The organism is Bradyrhizobium sp. 604_D8_N2_3, from assembly GCF_051810765.1.
In the GTDB taxonomy this organism is placed as follows: Bacteria; Pseudomonadota; Alphaproteobacteria; order Rhizobiales; family Xanthobacteraceae; genus Bradyrhizobium; species Bradyrhizobium barranii.
In genome coordinates, this window is the sequence record NZ_JBPWPM010000001.1 from 5,680,171 (window position 1) to 5,698,333 (window position 18,163).

29 protein-coding genes are annotated in these 18,163 nt (G+C 62.9%); all 29 read right to left on the reverse strand.

Going from position 1 to position 18,163, the window contains the following annotated elements; all coding sequences use genetic code 11:
• Window positions 1–49: 49 nt before the first annotated feature.
• On the reverse strand, window positions 50–439 hold the full coding sequence (gene rpsK / locus AB7245_RS27115) for a 30S ribosomal protein S11 (RefSeq protein ID WP_007603045.1): 390 nt from the start codon (window positions 437–439) through the stop codon (window positions 50–52).
• 121 nt (window positions 440–560) lie between these two features.
• Window positions 561–929, reverse strand: coding sequence for a 30S ribosomal protein S13 (rpsM, locus tag AB7245_RS27120; protein ID WP_014494511.1), 369 nt, complete (start codon window positions 927–929; stop codon window positions 561–563).
• A 187-nt stretch (window positions 930–1,116) separates the two neighbouring features.
• Window positions 1,117–1,998 carry an adenylate kinase gene (locus tag AB7245_RS27125; RefSeq protein ID WP_085405458.1) on the reverse strand — a complete coding sequence of 294 codons (882 nt, stop codon included), beginning with the start codon at window positions 1,996–1,998 and terminating at the stop codon, window positions 1,117–1,119.
• 275 nt (window positions 1,999–2,273) lie between these two features.
• Entirely contained in the window at window positions 2,274–3,605 is a 1,332-nt protein-coding gene (gene secY / locus AB7245_RS27130) for a preprotein translocase subunit SecY (protein ID WP_071912844.1), read from the reverse strand.
• A 148-nt stretch (window positions 3,606–3,753) separates the two neighbouring features.
• On the reverse strand, window positions 3,754–4,239 hold the full coding sequence (gene rplO / locus AB7245_RS27135) for a 50S ribosomal protein L15 (RefSeq protein ID WP_014494508.1): 486 nt from the start codon (window positions 4,237–4,239) through the stop codon (window positions 3,754–3,756).
• Window positions 4,240–4,314: 75 nt separating this feature from the next.
• The gene (gene rpmD, locus AB7245_RS27140) at window positions 4,315–4,509 is read right to left on the reverse strand and encodes a 50S ribosomal protein L30 (RefSeq protein ID WP_011088137.1); all 195 of its coding nucleotides are present in this window, start codon (window positions 4,507–4,509) and stop codon (window positions 4,315–4,317) included.
• 25 nt (window positions 4,510–4,534) lie between these two features.
• The gene (gene rpsE / locus AB7245_RS27145) at window positions 4,535–5,125 is read right to left on the reverse strand and encodes a 30S ribosomal protein S5 (protein ID WP_028152981.1); all 591 of its coding nucleotides are present in this window, start codon (window positions 5,123–5,125) and stop codon (window positions 4,535–4,537) included.
• Between the two features lie 44 nt (window positions 5,126–5,169).
• Complete coding sequence (gene rplR / locus AB7245_RS27150) at window positions 5,170–5,532, reverse strand: 50S ribosomal protein L18 (protein WP_007603036.1); 363 nt, start codon at window positions 5,530–5,532, stop codon at window positions 5,170–5,172.
• Window positions 5,533–5,543: 11 nt separating this feature from the next.
• A complete protein-coding gene (gene rplF, locus AB7245_RS27155) occupies window positions 5,544–6,077 on the reverse strand; it encodes a 50S ribosomal protein L6 (protein ID WP_063982587.1) in 534 nt (177 codons plus the stop codon).
• A 16-nt stretch (window positions 6,078–6,093) separates the two neighbouring features.
• Window positions 6,094–6,492, reverse strand: coding sequence for a 30S ribosomal protein S8 (rpsH, locus tag AB7245_RS27160; RefSeq protein ID WP_008136338.1), 399 nt, complete (start codon window positions 6,490–6,492; stop codon window positions 6,094–6,096).
• A gap of 14 nt (window positions 6,493–6,506) precedes the next feature.
• Window positions 6,507–6,812, reverse strand: coding sequence for a 30S ribosomal protein S14 (gene rpsN / locus AB7245_RS27165; protein WP_063982585.1), 306 nt, complete (start codon window positions 6,810–6,812; stop codon window positions 6,507–6,509).
• Between the two features lie 46 nt (window positions 6,813–6,858).
• Window positions 6,859–7,416 carry a 50S ribosomal protein L5 gene (gene rplE / locus AB7245_RS27170; protein ID WP_063982584.1) on the reverse strand — a complete coding sequence of 186 codons (558 nt, stop codon included), beginning with the start codon at window positions 7,414–7,416 and terminating at the stop codon, window positions 6,859–6,861.
• Window positions 7,409–7,723, reverse strand: coding sequence for a 50S ribosomal protein L24 (rplX, locus tag AB7245_RS27175; protein WP_063982583.1), 315 nt, complete (start codon window positions 7,721–7,723; stop codon window positions 7,409–7,411). The genes rplE and rplX overlap by 8 nt, the downstream gene beginning before the upstream one ends.
• Window positions 7,723–8,091 carry a 50S ribosomal protein L14 gene (gene rplN / locus AB7245_RS27180; protein WP_007603030.1) on the reverse strand — a complete coding sequence of 123 codons (369 nt, stop codon included), beginning with the start codon at window positions 8,089–8,091 and terminating at the stop codon, window positions 7,723–7,725. Before rplN ends, rplX begins: the two co-directional genes overlap by 1 nt.
• An 84-nt stretch (window positions 8,092–8,175) precedes the next feature.
• Window positions 8,176–8,424, reverse strand: a complete 249-nt coding sequence (gene rpsQ, locus AB7245_RS27185; RefSeq protein WP_063982582.1) for a 30S ribosomal protein S17 — start codon at window positions 8,422–8,424, stop codon at window positions 8,176–8,178.
• 13 nt (window positions 8,425–8,437) lie between these two features.
• A complete protein-coding gene (rpmC, locus tag AB7245_RS27190; RefSeq protein ID WP_063986292.1) occupies window positions 8,438–8,644 on the reverse strand; it encodes a 50S ribosomal protein L29 in 207 nt (68 codons plus the stop codon).
• A 5-nt stretch (window positions 8,645–8,649) separates the two neighbouring features.
• Window positions 8,650–9,063: a 50S ribosomal protein L16 gene (gene rplP / locus AB7245_RS27195; RefSeq protein WP_063982581.1), complete on the reverse strand. Its 414-nt coding sequence runs from the start codon at window positions 9,061–9,063 to the stop codon at window positions 8,650–8,652.
• Between the two features lie 32 nt (window positions 9,064–9,095).
• On the reverse strand, window positions 9,096–9,821 hold the full coding sequence (gene rpsC, locus AB7245_RS27200; RefSeq protein WP_063982580.1) for a 30S ribosomal protein S3: 726 nt from the start codon (window positions 9,819–9,821) through the stop codon (window positions 9,096–9,098).
• Window positions 9,822–9,839: 18 nt separating this feature from the next.
• Window positions 9,840–10,229: a 50S ribosomal protein L22 gene (gene rplV / locus AB7245_RS27205; protein WP_011088147.1), complete on the reverse strand. Its 390-nt coding sequence runs from the start codon at window positions 10,227–10,229 to the stop codon at window positions 9,840–9,842.
• A gap of 10 nt (window positions 10,230–10,239) precedes the next feature.
• Entirely contained in the window at window positions 10,240–10,518 is a 279-nt protein-coding gene (gene rpsS / locus AB7245_RS27210; RefSeq protein WP_008136357.1) for a 30S ribosomal protein S19, read from the reverse strand.
• A gap of 12 nt (window positions 10,519–10,530) precedes the next feature.
• Window positions 10,531–11,364 carry a 50S ribosomal protein L2 gene (rplB, locus tag AB7245_RS27215; protein ID WP_028152985.1) on the reverse strand — a complete coding sequence of 278 codons (834 nt, stop codon included), beginning with the start codon at window positions 11,362–11,364 and terminating at the stop codon, window positions 10,531–10,533.
• A gap of 12 nt (window positions 11,365–11,376) precedes the next feature.
• Window positions 11,377–11,679, reverse strand: coding sequence for a 50S ribosomal protein L23 (locus tag AB7245_RS27220; RefSeq protein WP_007603019.1), 303 nt, complete (start codon window positions 11,677–11,679; stop codon window positions 11,377–11,379).
• Complete coding sequence (gene rplD, locus AB7245_RS27225; protein WP_011088150.1) at window positions 11,676–12,296, reverse strand: 50S ribosomal protein L4; 621 nt, start codon at window positions 12,294–12,296, stop codon at window positions 11,676–11,678. The genes AB7245_RS27220 and rplD overlap by 4 nt, the downstream gene beginning before the upstream one ends.
• Window position 12,297: 1 nt before the next feature.
• Window positions 12,298–13,011 (reverse strand): 50S ribosomal protein L3, encoded by a 714-nt coding sequence (rplC, locus tag AB7245_RS27230; RefSeq protein ID WP_085405457.1) that lies wholly within the window; start codon window positions 13,009–13,011, stop codon window positions 12,298–12,300.
• Between the two features lie 53 nt (window positions 13,012–13,064).
• Window positions 13,065–13,373 (reverse strand): 30S ribosomal protein S10, encoded by a 309-nt coding sequence (gene rpsJ, locus AB7245_RS27235; RefSeq protein ID WP_002712302.1) that lies wholly within the window; start codon window positions 13,371–13,373, stop codon window positions 13,065–13,067.
• Window positions 13,374–13,457: 84 nt separating this feature from the next.
• Window positions 13,458–14,648, reverse strand: coding sequence for an elongation factor Tu (gene tuf, locus AB7245_RS27240; RefSeq protein ID WP_063982577.1), 1,191 nt, complete (start codon window positions 14,646–14,648; stop codon window positions 13,458–13,460).
• 40 nt (window positions 14,649–14,688) lie between these two features.
• Complete coding sequence (gene fusA / locus AB7245_RS27245; protein ID WP_063982576.1) at window positions 14,689–16,761, reverse strand: elongation factor G; 2,073 nt, start codon at window positions 16,759–16,761, stop codon at window positions 14,689–14,691.
• A 30-nt stretch (window positions 16,762–16,791) separates the two neighbouring features.
• Entirely contained in the window at window positions 16,792–17,262 is a 471-nt protein-coding gene (rpsG, locus tag AB7245_RS27250; protein ID WP_063982575.1) for a 30S ribosomal protein S7, read from the reverse strand.
• A 15-nt stretch (window positions 17,263–17,277) separates the two neighbouring features.
• On the reverse strand, window positions 17,278–17,649 hold the full coding sequence (gene rpsL, locus AB7245_RS27255) for a 30S ribosomal protein S12 (RefSeq protein ID WP_007603006.1): 372 nt from the start codon (window positions 17,647–17,649) through the stop codon (window positions 17,278–17,280).
• Window positions 17,650–18,163 lie beyond the last annotated feature (514 nt).

An 18,163-nucleotide genomic window follows, 5' to 3' on the forward strand; every position in this document is an offset into this window, starting at 1 on the left:
GGCTTTGCAAAAAGTCATTGCGGGCGACCAATGCGCCCGCAACTTGGTATCAAACGCGCCGACGCTTGCGGGGACGGCAACCGTTGTGCGGGATCGTGGTCACGTCGCGGATCGAGGTGACGGTGAAGCCCGCGGCCTGAAGCGCACGGAGCGCCGACTCGCGGCCCGAACCGGGACCAGCGACTTCGACTTCGAGCGTGCGCATGCCGTGCTCCTGCGCCTTCTTCGACACGTCCTCGGCGGCAACCTGCGCGGCGTACGGCGTCGACTTGCGCGAACCCTTGAAGCCCATCGTGCCGGCGGAAGACCAGGCAATCGTGTTGCCCTGCGCGTCGGTGATGGTGATGGTCGTGTTGTTGAACGAAGAGTTCACGTGCGCGACGCCGGAGGCGATGTTCTTGCGCTCACGACGACGAACGCGGGTGGCTTCCTTGCCCATAGAGTACCTTTCCTGAAGATCTCAAACGCCGCCGTAATGCCAGCGGCTACACCTGTGGAACGAAAGGCGCGTGGCGAACGGGTCTCCCCTTTCGCCACACGCCGCGATTGGATTCGAAAACTTACTTCTTCTTGCCGGCGATGGCCTTGGCCGGACCCTTGCGCGTACGCGCATTGGTGTGGGTACGCTGACCGCGCACCGGCAGGCCGCGACGATGACGCAGGCCGCGATAGCAGCCAAGGTCCATCAGACGCTTGATGTTGATGCCGACCTCACGACGCAGGTCGCCCTCGACGAGATAGTCGCGGTCGATCACTTCGCGGATCTGGAGCACTTCGGCATCGCTGAGCTGGTTGACGCGACGATCCTCGGGGATCTTCACCTTCTCCAGGATCTCACCAGCGATCTTCTGGCCGATGCCATGGATGTACTGGAGCGCGATCAGCACGCGCTTGTTGGTCGGAATGTTCACGCCGGCAATACGGGCCACGGCCTTCTCTCCTGTTGCCGATCCCTCGTCAGGAATCAGGCTTTAAGTGCTTGGTTTCTCGGGCAGGTGTTCACAAACGCGAACACGACGCCCACCCCTGGTCTTCCTGGGGCCCGGCATCGTTTGAAACTATCCGACTTGGATGCGGGGCTTATTAGGGGATTCAGGGGGCTTTCGTCAACCGCTGCTAGCGCTTAGCTCGCTTTTTCGTGACCTTTTTTGCGGCCTTTTTGGCACCTTTTTTGACAGCCTTCTTGGCGGTCGTTTTGGCTGCCTTTTTGACCGTTTTCTTGGTCGTTTTCTTGGCCGCCTTCTTGGCGCCCTTCACGGCCTTCTTGGCGGCCTTTTTAGCGGATTTGGCAGCCTTTTTGGCGGTTTTCGCCGGTTTTTTGGCTACCTTGGCCTTCTTGGCACCTTTCTTGGCGGGCGCCGACTTGGCCGCGCTGCGCGCATGGGCCTTGCCATACGTCTTGGGTTCGACCGCCCCGAGGGCCAGGAGCTGACGATGAATCGCGCGGGTGACCTCGTCGATGGCCATCATGCCGTCGATGGTCGAGAGCTTCCGCCGCTCGGAATAGTAGTGAATCAGGGGTTCCGTCTGGCTGCGGTAGCTAGCGAGCCGCTTGGTCAGGACCTCCGGGGTGTCGTCGACCCGAACCTCCTCCCCACGCTCTCGCATCTGGGCGACGCGAGTCTCGACGCGGCTCAGGAGTGCGCTCTCGTTGACGCGGAGCTCGACCACGGCGTCGAGCTTGAGATGCTTGTGCTTGAGCAGCTCATCCAGCGCCTCGGCCTGCGGCACGGTACGCGGGAAGCCGTCGAGGATGAATCCGTTCTTGGCGTCCGGCTGGTCGATGCGGTCGGAGATGATTCCCACCACGATCTCGTCGGGCACGAGGCCGCCGCTGGCCATAATCTCCTTGGCCTTCAGCCCGACCGGCGTTCCCGCCGCAACGGCCGCGCGCAGCATCTCGCCGGTCGAGAGCTGGACGATGCCATAGCGCTGCACCAGCAGTTGCGCCTGGGTCCCCTTGCCCGACCCCGGCGGTCCCAGAAGTATAATTCTCATCGGCGTACGCCCCCCGATTGGTGAGCGATACGTCGCGCACCTGTGTTTGAAGTCCAATGACAGTGCAAATCATAATCGGCGTCGCACCGCTACCCATATCATAGGGGAGCAAATACCAGGACGCCAAGAAGGCCTTTGAAATCAGTGATTGCGTCGCAGGGAGAGCAGCTCTGCCGATGTCTTGGAATGGCTGACTGGTCGCCTCGGCGGGCGCCGCGCGTTGCTCGCGCGGCGAATCGGCGGCGCTGTCGCGCCGCCCTCGGAGAACCCCGCGCTTAGCGGCGGCGGCCGCGCAGCTTCGACTTCCGGATCAGGCCCTCATACTGATGCGCCAGCAGATAGCCCTGCACCTGCGCCACCGTGTCCATGGTGACGCTGACGACGATCAGCAGCGAGGTGCCGCCGAAGTAGAACGGCACCGAGGCGTAGGAGATCAGGATTTCCGGGATCAAACAGACGATCGCCAGATAAACAGCGCCGAGCACGGTGATGCGCGACAGCACGTAGTCGATATATTCCGCGGTGCGCTCGCCCGGGCGGATGCCCGGAATGAAGCCGCCATGCTTCTTCAGATTGTCCGCGGTCTCGGTCGGGTTGAACACGATCGCAGTGTAGAAGAACGCGAAGAACACGATCAGCGCGAGATACATGATCAGGAACAGCGGACGGCCGTGGCCGAGCTGGGTCGTGATCCACTGGAACCATTCCGGCCCGCTGCCGGCGTTGAAGTTGGCAACCGTGGTCGGCAGCAGCAGCAGCGAGGACGCGAAGATCGGCGGGATCACGCCCGAGGTGTTGAGCTTGAGCGGCAGATGCGAGGACTGGCCCTCGAACATCTTGTTGCCGACCTGGCGCTTCGGATACTGGATCAGCAGCCGGCGCTGCGCGCGCTCCATGAACACGATGAAGGCAATGACGGCGACCGCCATGATGATGACGACCAGGATCAGGCCGGTCGACATGGCGCCCTGACGGCCGAGCTCGAGCATGTTGGCGAGCGCCGCGGGCAGCTCGGCGACGATGCCGGCGAGAATGATCAGCGAGATGCCGTTGCCGATGCCGCGCGAGGTGATCTGCTCACCCAGCCACATCAGGAACATGGTGCCGCCGGTCAGCGTGATCGCCGTGGACAGGCGGAAGAACATGCCGGGGTCGCTGACGACGTTGCCGGCGCCCTCGAGGCCCACCGCGATGCCGTAGGACTGGAACGCGGCCAGGATCACCGTGAGATAGCGGGTGTACTGATTCAGCAGCTTGCGGCCGGACTCACCTTCCTTCTTCAGCGCCTCGAGCTGCGGCGAGACGGTGGTGAGGAGCTGGATGATGATCGAGGCCGAGATATACGGCATGATGTTCAGCGCGAAGATCGCCATGCGGTGGATACCGCCGCCGGCGAACATGTTGAACATGCCGAGGATGCCGCCCGCCTGGGAGCGGAACACCTGTTCCCAGATGTTGGGATCGATGCCGGGAAGCGGGATGTAGGTCCCGAGCCGATAAACGAGCAGCGCACCCAGGGTGAACCAGATGCGCTTCTTCAGTTCGTCAGCCTTGGCAAACGCACCGAAATTGAGATTGGCTGCCAGTTGTTCCGCTGCAGAGGCCATCTTGGACTTTCTCCCGCCGCCTATTGCGCCGTCATGCCCGCGGCCGGGCTACTCTAGCGGACGCCGGACATTATCTGGGGCTCGGCTTCGATAAGTCCACGTCCCACACGCGTAAAGGCCCGCGAGCCGCGGGCCAATGACGCAGTTGTTACGCCGCCTCGCCTTCTTCCTTGGCAGGGGCGAGGATCTTCACCGAGCCGCCGGCCTTCTCGACCGCGGCGATCGCGGTCTTCGTGGCGCCGTGCACTTCGATGTTGAGCTTGGACTTGAGCTCGCCGCGGCCGAGCAGCCGCACGCCGGCCTTGGCGCGGCGCAGCACGCCGCCCTTCACCAGGGCCTCGACGTTCACGACGCTGCCGGCGTCGATCTTCTTGGCATCGACCGCTTCCTGGAGCCGGTCGAGATTGATCTCGGCGAACTCGACGCGGAAGATGTTGTTGAAGCCGCGCTTCGGCAGACGGCGATGCATCGGCATCTGGCCGCCTTCGAAACCCTTGATGCGCACGCCCGAACGCGCGGTCTGGCCCTTGCCACCGCGGCCGGACTGCTTGCCTTTGCCCGAACCAATGCCACGGCCGACGCGCATACGCTTCTTGCGCGAGCCGGCGTTGTCGGCGATATCGCTGAGCTTCATCGCCCTGCTCCTTGTTTCTTGCGCATGATCTTCACCGAAAACGGGTGCCCGCTTTTCGGGATCCTGCGCCTTTGCTTACTTCTCGTCGACGATGCGAACGAGATGGTGAACCTTCTCGATCATGCCACGAACCGCCGGGGTGTCCGGCAGTTCGCTGGTGCGGCCGATCTTGTTGAGCTTGAGTCCGATCAGCGTCGAACGCTGCGAGTGATGGCGGCGGATCGCGCTGCCGGTCTGCTCGAGCTTGATCGTCTTTGCTGCCTTGGCCATGGGAGTCTACTCCGAAAAGCTTCCGTTAGTCGGCAGCCGCCTCGGCGTCACCGCCGATACGGCGGGACTGGAGGGTGGACACCTTGATATTGCGGCGGGCTGCGACCGAACGCGGCGAATCCTGATGCTTCAGCGCGTCGAAGGTTGCGCGAACCATGTTGTAGGGGTTCGACGAGCCGATCGACTTCGCGACCACGTCCTGGACGCCGAGCGTCTCGAACACGGCGCGCATCGGGCCGCCGGCGATGATGCCGGTACCGGCCGGAGCAGCACGCAGGTAGACACGGCCCGCGCCATGACGGCCGGCGATGTCGTGATGCAGCGTACGGCCCTCGCGCAGCGACACGCGGGTCAGGTTGCGCTTGGCGGATTCAGTCGCCTTGCGGATCGCCTCAGGCACTTCGCGCGCCTTGCCGTGACCGAAGCCGGCGCGGCCCTTCTGGTCGCCGATCACGACCAGCGCTGCGAAACCGAAGCGCTTGCCGCCCTTGACGACCTTTGCCACGCGATTGATGTGGACGAGCTTGTCGACGAACTCGCTGTCGCGCTCCTCCCGGCGTTCACGTCCGCCGCCGCCGCGTTGATCGCGTCCACCACGTTGTTCGCGTTCTGCCATTTTTCCAATCCTTCAGAGGCTTGCGCCTCAATCCTCAAATTCTGTTAGAAGCTCAGCCCGCTCTCACGCGCAGCGTCGGCCAGTGCCTTGACGCGCCCGTGGTAGAGGTAGCTGCCGCGATCGAACACGACTTCCTTGACGCCCTTCTCGGCGGCGCGCTCGGCCAGCAGCTTGCCGACCGCCTTCGCCGCATCGATGTCGGCGCCGGTCTTGCCGCCGTCGCGCATCGACTTCTCGAGCGACGAGGCAGAGGCCAGCGTCTCGCCCTTCAGGTCGTCGATGACCTGGGCGTAGATGTGCTTGGACGAGCGAAACACCGACAGACGCGGACGACCGCCACCGGAGCGGCGCAGCTTCAGCCGCACACTCCGCTTGCGCCGGGCATTGGTAACCTTGGCTTTGGACATGACCGGCTCCGTTACTTCTTCTTGCCTTCCTTGCGGAAGATGAATTCGCCAACATACTTCACGCCCTTGCCCTTGTAGGGCTCCGGCGGACGATAGGAGCGAATCTCGGCGGCGACCTGGCCGACACGCTGGATGTCGCTGCCGGTCACCGTGATCTCAGTCGGCTTCGGCACGGTGATCGTGATCCCTTCCGGGATCGCGTAGACCACGTCGTGGCTGTAACCGAGCGCGAGCTGCAGGTTCTTGCCCTGCATCGCGGCGCGGTAACCGACGCCGGTGATTTCGAGCTTCTTCTCGAAGCCCTTGGTGACGCCTTCGACCAGATTCGCGACCTGGGCGCGAGCAGTACCGTACAGCGCCCGCGCGCGGTTGGTCTCGACCCGCGGGTTCACCTTGACCTGGCCGTTCTCGAGCTTCACCTCGACGTCGTTATGGACGACGAACTGAAGCTGGCCCTTGGGCCCCTTCATCTTGACGGTCTGCCCGTCGACGGTCGCGGTCACACCCGACGGAACCGCCACAGGCCTTTTGCCAACACGTGACATGGATCAACAATCCTTCTCAGAACACCGTGAAGAGAACTTCGCCGCCCACATTCGCTTCGCGCGCGCTGTGGTCGGCCATGATCCCCTTCGGCGTCGACAACACCGAAATGCCGAGCCCGTTGTTGACCCGCGGCAGAGCCTTCACCGAGGCGTAAACACGACGCCCGGGCTTGGAGACTCGTTCGATCTCGCGGATGACGGGCTCGCCGTCGAAATACTTCAGCTCGATCTCGATCTCGCTGCGGCCCGAGGAATGCTCAAGCGTGGCGTAACCGCGGATGTAGCCTTCGGTCTTGAGGACCTCGAGCACGTTCTCGCGCATCTTCGAGCCAGGCGTGGAGACCTTGGACTTCGAACGCATCTGCGCGTTGCGGATACGGGTGATCAGATCGCTGATTGGATCGTGCGTAGACATCTAAACGACCCTCCTTACCAGCTGGACTTCACGAGGCCCGGGACCATGCCCTTGGAGCCAAGGTCGCGCATCGCGATGCGAGACAGTTTGGTCTTGCGGTAGTTCGAGCGCGAACGGCCCGACAGCTCGCAACGCAGACGGATGCGGGTCGCCGACGAGTTGCGCGGCATTTCCGCAAGCTTCAGGGTGGCGGCGAACCGCTCCTCCATCGGCAGCGTCTTGTCGGCGATGATCGCCTTCAACCGCTCGCGCTTCGGGGCGGCGTTCTTCGCCATCCGCTTGCGCCGGTTGTTCTTCTCGACTGAACTCTTCTTTGCCATGCTTGGCTCCTGGGTATCCGCGTTTGAGAGGCTTTAGGTCAGCGTCTCACTGCCGGAACGGGAAATTGAAAGCGGTCAACAAGGCCCTCGCCTCGTCGTCGGTCTTGGCCGTGGTGCAGACGGTGATGTCCATACCGCGGGCTTCCGTGACCTTGTCGAAGTCGATCTCGGGGAAAATGATGTGTTCCTTGAGGCCGAGCGAGTAGTTGCCGCGGCCGTCGAAGCTCTTCGGGTTCAGGCCGCGGAAGTCGCGGACGCGCGGCAGCGCGACCGTCACCAGGCGATCGATGAACTCGTACATGCGGGCCTTGCGCAGCGTGACCTTGCAGCCGATCGGCTGGTTCTCACGCAGCTTGAAGGTCGCGATCGCGATACGCGAATAGGTCACGATCGCCTTCTGGCCGGCGATCAGCGTCAATTCAGCGGCGGCGTTCTCGGCCTTCTTACGGTCGTTGACGGAGTCGCCAACGCCCATGTTCAGCACGACCTTGTCCAGACGCGGAACCTGCATGACGTTCTCATAACCGAACTTCTCGGTCATTTCCGTCCGGATCTTCGCGTCATATTCCGCGCGCAGGCGCGGCGTGTAAGCGACCTCAGCCATCGATCTCAGCTCCCGAGCTCTTGGCGATGCGGACCTTCTTGCCGTCCGCCAGAATCTTGAATCCGACGCGGGTCGGCTTTCCATCCTTGCCGACGAACGCGATGTTGGACAGTTGGATCGGCGACTCCTTCGAGATGATGCCGCCCTCCTGGGCCTGCGTCTGCTTCTGATGACGCTTGACCATGTTGATACCGCGCACCAGCGCCGTGCCGGCGTCCGGGCGAACCTCGAATACTTCGCCGGTGCGACCCTTGTCGCGACCGGTCAGCACGACGACCTTGTCGCCCTTGCGGATCTTCGCAGCCATCACAGCACCTCCGGCGCGAGCGAGATGATCTTCATGTGGTTCTTCGCGCGCAGCTCGCGCGGCACGGGCCCGAAGATACGGGTGCCGACCGGCTCGGACTGGTTGTTGATCAGAACGGCGGCGTTGCGGTCGAAGCGGATGACCGAACCGTCGGCGCGGCGGATGTCCTTGCGGACGCGCACCACGACGGCCTTCATCACGTCGCCCTTCTTCACCTTGCCACGCGGAATCGCTTCCTTGATCGAGACGACGATGATGTCGCCGATCGTGGCGTAGCGGCGCTTGGAGCCTCCGAGCACCTTGATACACATGACACGGCGTGCGCCAGAATTGTCGGCCACGTCGAGGTTGGTCTGCATCTGAATCATTGATGCACCTCGTCCTCTTCTCTCTTGCGCCAGCCCAGCCGGCGCTCAACATTTTCCTGAAGTCAGTCGGCTAAAGCCAACAGATCAGGCGCTTTTCTTGTGTTCGCCCCGGATCACGATCCAGCGCTTCAACTTCGAAATCGGCTTGGTTTCCTCGATCCACACCATGTCGCCCGGCTTGAACTGGTTGTCCTCGTCGTGCGCGTGGTAGTTCTTCGAACGGCGGATCGTCTTCTTGTAGATCGGGTGCGTGAAGCGGCGATCGACGCGCACCACAACGGTCTTGGCAGTCTTGTCGCTGACGACCACGCCTTGCAAAGTACGTTTCGGCATATTCGTAAGCCCCTTACTTCTCTTTCGCGCGCTTCTGCGCGGCGACGGTCTTGATGCGGGCGATGTCACGGCGAGCCTCGCGCAGGCGCGAGGTGTTCTCGAGCTGCCCGGTGGCGCGCTGGAAGCGCAGGTTGAAGCGCTCCTTCTTCAGATTCAGGATGGCGTCATCCTGCTGATCAGGGCTCAATGCACGGATGTCTTCGATCTTCATCTGGGCCATGGCCATTACTCCGCAATGCGCTCGACGAAGCGCGTCTTGATCGGCAGCTTGGCGGCCGCCAGGGTCAGCGCTTCACGCGCCGTCTGGGTGTTGACGCCGTCGATCTCGAACAGCACCCGGCCGGGCTTGACGCGCGCGACCCACAGTTCCGGAGCACCCTTGCCGGAGCCCATGCGGACTTCGGCCGGCTTCTTCGACACCGGAACGTCGGGGAACACGCGGATCCAGACGCGGCCGGCGCGCTTCATGTGGCGGGTCAGCGCGCGGCGAGCGGCTTCGATCTGGCGCGCGGTAACGCGCTCCGGCTCGGTCGCCTTCAGGCCGAACTGGCCAAAGGCCAACGTCGCACCCGAAGACGCAACGCCGTGGATACGGCCCTTATGCGCCTTCCGGAACTTCGTTTTCTTAGGTTGCATCATGGCTTCAAGCCCTCAAATTCTCTGTGCTGGCGTCAGGCCGCAGCGTTGTCACGGCGCCCACGGCCACCGCGATCACCACCGCCGCCGGTCTCGCCTTCGGCCATTCTCTTGTCCTGGGCCATCGGATCGTGCTCGAGGATCTCGCCTTTGAAGATCCAGACCTTGACACCGCAGGTGCCGAAGGTCGTGAACGCGGTCGCAACGCCGTAGTCGATGTCGGCGCGCAGCGTGTGCAGCGGCACGCGACCTTCGCGGTACCACTCCATGCGCGCGATTTCCGCGCCGCCCAGGCGACCCGAGCAGTTGATGCGGATGCCTTCCGCGCCGAGACGCATCGCCGACTGCACGGCGCGCTTCATGGCACGGCGGAACGCCACGCGGCGTTCGAGCTGCTGCGCGATCGACTCGGCCACCAGCGTCGCATCGAGCTCCGGCTTGCGGATCTCGACGATGTTGATGACGACGTCGGACGAGGTGATGTCCGCGACCTTCTTGCGCAGCTTGTCGATGTCGGCGCCCTTCTTGCCGATCACCACGCCCGGACGAGCCGAGTGGATGGTGACGCGGCACTTCTTGTGCGGACGCTCGATCACGATGCGGGCGACGGCCGCCTGCTTGAGCTCCTTGTGCAGGATCTCGCGGATCTTGACGTCCTCGTGCAGCAGCTTGCCGTATTCCTGCTTGCCGGCGAACCAGCGGGAATCCCAGGTCCGGTTGATGCCGAGACGCAGACCGATTGGATTGATCTTTTGACCCATCGTTTTCTCCTGCGACCCTTAAGCCGCTGCTGCTTCGGCTTCGACCTGACGAACAATGATCGTCAGCTGCGAAAATGGTTTGTAGACACGGCCCGAGCGGCCACGGCCGCGGGCGGCAAAGCGCTTCATCACGAGGCCGTTGCCGACGAAGGCCTGCGCCACGACGAGATCGTCGACGTCGAGGTCGTGGTTGTTCTCGGCGTTTGCGATAGCCGATTCCAGGCACTTCTTCACGTCGACCGCGATCCGCTTGCGCGAGAACTGCAGATCGGCGAGCGCAGCAGCTGCCTTCCGGCCGCGAATGAGCTGGGCGACCAGGTTGAGCTTCTGCGGGCTCACCCGCAGCATCCGGGCGACCGCCTTGGCCTCGTTCTCGGCGAGGCTCCGTTCGCGCTTAGGTTTGCTCATCGTTTAATCCTCAAGCCTTCTTGGCTTTCTTGTCCCCGGAGTGGCCATGGAAGGTCCGGGTCGGCGAGAACTCGCCGAACTTGTGACCGACCATTTCCTCGTTGACGGCCACCGGCACGTGCTTCTGACCGTTGTAGACACCGAAGGTCAGGCCGACGAACTGCGGCAGGATCGTCGAGCGACGGCTCCAGATCTTGATGACGTCGTGACGGCCGGACGCGCGGGCGGCATCTGCCTTCTTGAGCAGAGAACCCTCGACGAACGGGCCTTTCCAGACTGAACGAACCATGTCCGGCGTTCCTTACTTCTTCCGCTTGTGGCGGCTTAGGAGAATGAATTTGTTGGTCGACTTGTTGCTGCGGGTCTTCTTGCCCTTGGTCGGCTTGCCCCACGGGGTGACCGGGTGGCGACCGCCCGAGGTACGACCTTCACCACCGCCGTGCGGATGGTCGATCGGGTTCATCGAGACACCGCGGTTATGCGGCTTGCGGCCCAGCCAACGGTTGCGGCCGGCCTTGCCGATCGAGGTGTTCATGTGATCCGGGTTCGACACCGCGCCGATCGTGCCGCGGCAACGGCCGTGCACCAGGCGCTGCTCGCCCGAGTTCAGGCGGATGATCACGTAGTCGTGGTCGCGGCCGACGAGCTGGGCGTAGGTGCCGGCGGAACGAGCGAGCTGGCCGCCCTTCCCGATCTTGACCTCGATGTTGTGGATGATCGTGCCGACCGGCATGTTGCCGAGCGGCATGACGTTGCCCGGCTTCACGTCGACATAGTTGCCGGCAACCACGGAATCACCGACGGCAAGGCGCTGCGGCGCCAGGATATAGGCCTGGGTGCCGTCTTCGTACTTGACCAGCGCGATGAACGCGGTGCGGTTCGGATCGTATTCCAGCCGTTCGACCGTCGCGGGCGCATCGACCTTGTCGCGCTTGAAGTCGACGATGCGCAGCGTCTGCTTGTGACCGCCGCCGCGGAAGCGCACGGTGATGCGACCGGTGTTGTTGCGACCGCCCGAGGAGTGCTTGCCTTCGGTGAGCGCCTTGACCGGCTTGCCCTTGTAGAGGGCCGAACGATCGACCATGACCAGCTGGCGCTGGCCCGGCGTCGTGGGATTGAATTTTTTCAGTGCCATCGTCGTACGACCTTACAGACCGGTGGTCACGTCGATCCGGTGGCCCTCTTCGAGGGTCACGATCGCGCGCTTGCTGTTCGACTGCGAGCCGAGATTGCCGCGGAAGATCTTGGTCTTGCCCTTGCGGACCAGCGTGTTGACGCTCTTAACCTTGACGTCGAACAGCTTCTCGATCGCTTCCTTGATCTGCGGCTTGGTCGCCTTCGCGGCCACCTTGAACAGGACCTTGTTGTGCTCCGAGGCGATCGTCGCCTTTTCGGTCACGACCGGCGACAAGATCACGTCGTAGTGGCGAGGCTCGATGTTCTTCGTCATTTGAAGCGCGCCTCCAGCGCATCGATGGCGGCCTTGGTCAGAACGAGCTTCTGACGGCGCAGGATGTCATAGACGTTGATGCCCTGGATCGGCAGCACGTCCATGTTCGGGATGTTGCGGGCCGCAGCGGCAAAGCCGTTGTTGAGCTCGGCGCCGTCGATGATCAGCGCGTTGGTCAAACCGAGGCCCGAGAAATGGCCGAGCAGCGCCTTGGTCTTGGCGGCTTCCAGCGCGGCCTTGTCGATCACCAGCAGGTCGCCGTCCTTGGCCTTGGCCGACAGCGCATGCTTGAGGGCAAGCGCGCGGACCTTCTTCGGCAGGTCGGTGGCGTGCGAACGCACCACCGGACCGAAGGCACGGCCACCGCCGCGGAACTGCGGCACGCGGGCCGAGCCGTGACGAGCACCGCCGGTGCCCTTCTGCTTGTACATCTTCTTGCCGGTGCGCCAGATCTCGGCGCGGCCCTTGGCCTTGTGAGTGCCGGCCTGACGCTTGTTGAGCTGCCACTGCACGCAACGTGCAATGATGTCCTGGCGCGGCTCGAGGCCGAAAATGGCATCGGAAAGCTGGACCGAGCCGGCTTCCTTACCTTCGAGGGTCGTGACCTTCAATTCCATCTCACGCCTCCTGCGCAGCCGGAGCGGCGTCCGCTTCGCCAGCAACCTTGAACTTGCCGGGCTTCGGAGCTTCCTTCGGCAGCGGCTTCTTGACAGCGTCGCGCACGCGGATCCAGCCGCCCTTGGAGCCGGGAACGGCGCCTTCGACGAGGATCAGGCCGCGCTCGACATCGAGCTGAACGACTCGAAGGTTGAGCGTGGTGATGCGGTCGACACCCATGTGGCCGGGCATCTTCTTGTTCTTCCAGGTCTTGCCGGGGTCCTGACGGCCACCGGTCGAACCGATCGAGCGATGCGAGACCGACACGCCGTGGGTGGCGCGCAGACCGCCGAAGTTCCAGCGCTTCATGCCGCCGGCAAAGCCCTTACCGACCGAGGTGCCGGTGACGTCGACGAACTGGCCGACGACGAAATGATCGGCGAGAATCTCGGCGCCAACCGGGATCATCGCATCCGCGGAGACGCGGAATTCCTCGACCTGCCGCTTCGGCTCGACCTTGGCGACCGCGAACTGGCCGCGCTCTGCCTTGGGCAGATACACGGTCTTGCGGCTGCCAGACCCGAGCTGGAGCGCTACGTAGCCGTTCTTCTCTTCAGTGCGGTGGGCTACGACTTGGCAATTGCCGAGCTTCAGCACGGTCACGGGGATATGTTCGCCGGCCTCTGTAAAGACCCGCGTCATCCCGACCTTTTGTGCGATCACTCCGGAGCGCATCGGCGTGCTTCCTGTTCTTTCTGTCCGCTAGTCGCGAACGTGATCCAAAAATCTTAGAGCTTGATCTCGACGTCGACACCGGCGGCCAGGTCGAGCTTCATCAAAGCATCGACGGTCTGCGGGGTCGGATCGACGATGTCGAGCAGGCGCTTGTGAGTGCGCATCTCGAACTGCTCGCGGCTCTTCTTGTCGACGTGCGGCGAACGGTTGACGGTGAACTTCTCGATGCGGGTGGGCAGCGGAATGGGTCCGCGGACCTGCGCGCCGGTGCGCTTCGCCGTGTTCACGATCTCGCGGGTCGACGTATCGAGGATACGATGGTCGAACGCCTTGAGACGGATACGAATGTTTTGGCCGTTCATTGCCGTGGTCTCTCTTTAGTGGGGGGTGGCGAATAGCGAATAGCGAATGTCACACTCGCTACGCGCCAATCCCTATTCTCGTAATTACTCGATGATCGAGGCGACGACGCCGGCGCCAACGGTGCGGCCACCTTCGCGGATCGCGAAGCGGAGCTTCTCTTCCATCGCGATCGGCACGATCAGGTGCACTTCCATCGCGATGTTGTCGCCCGGCATCACCATCTCGGTGCCTTCCGGCAAATGCACGACACCGGTCACGTCGGTGGTGCGGAAGTAGAACTGCGGACGGTAGTTGGTGAAGAACGGGGTGTGGCGGCCGCCCTCTTCCTTGGTGAGGATGTAGGCCTCAGCCTTGAACTTGGTGTGCGGCTTGACCGAACCCGGCTTGCACAGCACCTGGCCGCGCTCGACGTCCTCGCGCTTGGTGCCGCGGAGCAGCGCACCGATGTTGTCGCCAGCCTGGCCCTGATCGAGCAGCTTGCGGAACATTTCGACGCCCGTGACCGTGGTCTTCTGCGTGGCGCGCAGACCGACGATCTCGATTTCCTCGCCGACCTTGACGATGCCGCGCTCGACACGGCCGGTCACGACGGTGCCGCGGCCCGAGATCGAGAACACGTCTTCAACCGGCATCAGGAAGGGCTGGTCGACCGGACGCTCCGGCTGCGGAATGTACTCGTCGACATTCTTCATCAGCTCGAGGATGGCGTCATGGCCGAGCTTCTTGTCGGAATCTTCGAGAGCGGCGAGCGCCGAACCCTTGATGATCGGGATCTTGTCGCCCGGGAAGTCGTACTTCGAGAGCAGCTCGCGGACTTCGAGCTCGACGAGTTCGAGGAGTTCCGGATCGTCGACCATGTCGCACTTGTTGAGGAACACGACGAGCGCGGGCACGCCAACCTGGCGGGCGAGCAGGATGTGCTCGCGGGTCTGCGGCATCGGGCCGTCAGCAGCCGACACGACCAGGATCGCACCGTCCATCTGGGCGGCGCCGGTGATCATGTTCTTCACGTAGTCGGCGTGGCCGGGGCAGTCGACGTGGGCATAGTGGCGGTTCTTGGTCTCGTACTCGACGTGCGCCGTCGAGATCGTGATGCCGCGCGCCTTCTCTTCCGGCGCCTTGTCGATCTGGTCGTACGCCGTGAACGTCGCACCGCCGGTCTCGGCGAGGATCTTGGTGATCGCAGCCGTCAACGACGTCTTGCCATGGTCGACGTGACCGATGGTGCCGATGTTGCAGTGCGGTTTGTTACGTTCAAACTTTGCTTTGGCCATTTGACTCTCCGTTCAATCGTCAGTTCGAGACCGACGACAATCAGGCAAACTTCTTCTGGACTTCTGCCGACACATTGGCCGGCGCTTCTGCGTAGTGGTCGAACTGCATGGTGAAGGTCGCGCGACCCTGGCTCATCGAGCGCAGGTTGTTCACGTACCCGAACATGTTCATGAGCGGCACCATCGCGTTGATGACGTTGGCGTTGCCGCGCATGTCCTGACCCTGGATCTGACCGCGCCGGGAATTCAGGTCGCCGATGACCGAGCCGGTGTAGTCTTCCGGGGTCACCACTTCGACCTTCATGATCGGCTCGAGCAGGACGGACTTGCCCTTCTGCAGCGCTTCGCGGAATGCCGCGCGCGATGCGATTTCGAAGGCGAGCGCCGACGAGTCGACGTCGTGGTACTTGCCGTCGACGAGCTGAACCTTGACGTCGACCACGGGGAAGCCCGCGACGACACCAGAGCCCATCACGCTGTTGAGGCCCTTTTCGACGCCCGGGATGTATTCCTTCGGAACCGCACCGCCGACGATCTTGGACTCGAACTCGTAGCCCTTGCCGGGCTCGTTCGGCTCGACCACGATCGACACTTCCGCGAACTGACCGGTACCGCCGGTCTGCTTCTTGTGGGTGTACTTGACCTCGGCCTTCTTGGTGACGCGCTCACGGAACGCAACCTGCGGCGCGCCGATGTTGGCGTCGACCTTGTAGGTACGCCTGAGGATGTCGACCTTGATGTCGAGATGGAGTTCGCCCATGCCCTTGAGGATGGTCTGGCCGGACTCCTGGTCGGTCGACACGCGGAAGGACGGATCCTCCGCGGCGAGCTTCGCCAGTGCCACGCCCAGCTTTTCCTGGTCGGCCTTGGACTTCGGCTCGATCGCGATCTCGATGACCGGCTCGGGGAATTCCATCTTCTCCAGGATCACCTGCTTGTCGGGATCGCACAGCGTGTCACCGGTGCGCGCTTCCTTCAGGCCGGCCAGCGCGACGATGTCGCCGGCATAGGCTTCCTTGATGTCCTCGCGGTTGTTCGCATGCATCAGCAGCATGCGCCCGATGCGCTCCTTCTTCTCGCGCGTCGAATTCACGACACCGGTGCCGCTCTGCAGGACGCCGGAGTAGATGCGGCAGAAGGTGATGGTGCCGACGAACGGGTCGTCCATGATCTTGAACGCGAGCAGCGCGAGCGGCTCCTTGTCGTCCGCCTTGCGCACGACCTCGTTGCCGCGGTCGTCGGTGCCCTTGATCGCGGGCACGTCGATCGGCGACGGCAGATAGTCGACGACGGCGTCGAGCAGCGGCTGCACACCCTTGTTCTTGAAGGCCGAGCCGCACAGCACGGGATAGAACGCGCCGGTCAGCACCGCTTTGCGGATCAACCGCTTCAGCGTCGCTTCGTCCGGCTCCTTGCCGTCGAGGAAGGCAGCCAATGCATCATCGTCGAGCTCGACGGCGGCTTCCACCATCTTCTCGCGGTATTCCTTGGCCTGCTCGACCATATCTTCCGGGATGTCGACATAGTCGAACTTCGCGCCGAGCGATTCATCGTTCCAGATGATGCCCTGCATCTTCACGAGGTCGACGAGACCCTTGAAGTTGTTCTCGGCACCGATCGGAAGCTGGATCGCGATCGGCTTGGCGCCGAGGCGGTCAACGATGTCGGCCAGGCACTTGAAGAAGTCGGCACCCGTCTTGTCCATCTTGTTGGCGAAGACGATGCGCGGAACCTTGTACTTGTCACCCTGGCGCCAGACGGTCTCGGTCTGGGGCTCGACGCCCTGGTTCGAGTCGAGCACGCAGACGGCGCCGTCGAGCACGCGCAGCGAACGCTCGACTTCAATGGTGAAGTCGACGTGGCCGGGGGTGTCGATGATGTTCAGGCGCTTGCCGGCCCAGAATGCGGTGGTGGCAGCCGAGGTGATCGTGATGCCACGCTCCTGCTCCTGCTCCATCCAATCCATCGTCGCGGCACCTTCGTGCACTTCGCCGATCTTGTGGCTCTTGCCGGTGTAATAGAGGATGCGCTCGGTGGTCGTGGTCTTGCCGGCATCGATATGCGCCATGATACCGAAATTGCGGTAGTTCTCTATGGCATGAACGCGAGGCATGGGTTGATCCTTAGATTCCGTGTTTCGCCGTTACCAGCGATAGTGCGAGAAGGCGCGGTTGGCTTCCGCCATCCGGTGCACGTCTTCGCGCTTCTTGACGGCGTTGCCGCGGTTGTTCGAGGCGTCGAGCAGCTCAGCCGAGAGCCGCTCGGTCATCGTCTTCTCGTTGCGATCGCGCGCGGCCGAGATCAGCCAGCGGATGCCCAGCGCCTGACGGCGCACCGAACGAACTTCGACCGGCACCTGGTAGGTCGCGCCGCCGACGCGGCGGGAGCGCACTTCGATCGTCGGCATGACGTTCTCGAGTGCCTGCTCGAACACGCCGAGGGGGCTCTGCTTGGTCTTGGCTTCGATGATACCGAACGCACCGTAGACGATGCCTTCGGCGACCGACTTCTTGCCGGCGTACATCACCGAGTTCATGAACTTCGTGACGATGATGTTCCCGAACTTCGGATCGGGAAGAACTTCGCGCTTTTCCGCTGAGTGGCGACGAGACATTGAGCTGGTTCCCGCTTACTTCGGACGCTTCGCGCCGTACTTCGAACGACGCTGCTTACGGTTCTTGACGCCCTGGGTATCCAGAACGCCGCGGAGGATGTGGTAGCGCACGCCGGGCAAGTCCTTGACGCGGCCGCCGCGGATCATGACCACCGAGTGCTCCTGAAGATTATGGCCTTCACCCGGGATGTAGCCGATCACCTCGAAGCCGTTGGTCAGGCGCACCTTGGCGACCTTACGAAGCGCCGAGTTCGGCTTCTTCGGGGTCGTGGTGTAGACGCGGGTGCAAACACCACGCTTCTGCGGCGACTGCTGCAGCGCCGGCACCTTCTTGCGCGACTTCTGCACTTCACGCGGTTGAGCGATCAGCTGGTTGATCGTCGGCATCCTGGCCTTACCCTTTGTTCTGCCGCGGTCCCTTCCGGGTCCGCTGTCTTGGCGCGGCCCGTTGCCGGATCCGCAATTCTTTTCGGGCCACCCGCCCGACGAGGTCGCCTCGCACGGAACAATCCGCACAAAGCGAAATTGCGCCAACCGCTCCATCACCGAGCGGAAAGCGTTACGACGCCACAGAGGACCGCAGTTTCAGGCCAATCAGCATAAAGCTGCGGCCCGCGCACCGAGGTCATGCATCCGAATTCGATCTCAAGAGAACGAGCTCAAGAGACCTAAAATCGCACTGGCATTGCCTAGCTATGATCGACAGCGTTTGAGCGGCATTCGTCGAGGTTGGTGCCCGTCTTAGCGATCCCTGAGGATCAGATCCCTGGAGATCAACGGGTGGCCCGTTCCGACGCTGGCGATGCTCACCGCCTGTCGTTAAGTGAGGCGCTTTCTATAAGTGAGAGTCGGCCAAGTCAAGGTGAAACGACAGTCAGAAAACGCTTCTGCCACCTGACGA